Below are 604 nucleotides of genomic sequence, written 5' to 3'. Positions count from 1 at the left end.
CCTCACCGTCGGCCTGAACCTGCCCGCTCGTCAGCGCCGAGCGCCCCTTGCCGTCGTAGCCAAAGCTCGCCGTATCGCTGAACTTGCCCTGCGTCTTGACGCTGACGTCGCGCCCGCTGATCGTCGCCCCCTGGTTCGTCACATCACCCCGGGCCTCCACCTGAACCGCCTGATTGCTCGTGATGCCGCCGTGCACCCCGCCATACGTCACGTTCGTCACCGCCCCTTCGGACTTCACCGAGGTGCCCGTGCCGCCATGAATCAATCCGTTCACGTTCGCCACACCCGTTGCGTCAGCCGCCAGACTCACCTTCCCCTTCGCGGCAATTGCCGCCACGCCTTCGCGCGAACGCCCCGTCAGCACCGCAGCAAGCGTCGCCGGCGACAGATAGACGTTGGGCACCAGCACCGCCTTGCCATCCACCCGCGCCGTCACATACCACACGATGTCGTGCTCAAGCTTGGCCAACTGCTCGGCACTCGGCTCCTCTCCCACCACCAAGCCAAGTTTGGCACCCTCCTGCCCAGCGTTGTCCATCAGCGCCGTCACCAGCGCCACTTCCGGCGTCGCATAGAAGTTGCCGATCGCCGTACGGATCTGCCG

Annotated in this window: 1 protein-coding gene; it reads right to left on the bottom strand. The window is 66.1% G+C overall.

The features are described 5' to 3' along the window. Positions 1-604 (bottom strand): hypothetical protein (locus ACPUER_RS37040; protein WP_425133613.1); only part of this gene is annotated, 604 nt, incomplete at both ends.

The sequence above is a fragment of the Burkholderia sp. DN3021 genome, from assembly GCF_049805555.1.
Classification (GTDB): Bacteria; Pseudomonadota; Gammaproteobacteria; order Burkholderiales; family Burkholderiaceae; genus Burkholderia; species Burkholderia pyrrocinia_C.
The sequence above is the reverse complement of the archived record's forward strand: the minus strand, read 5'-3'. Positions and strand labels throughout refer to the sequence as shown.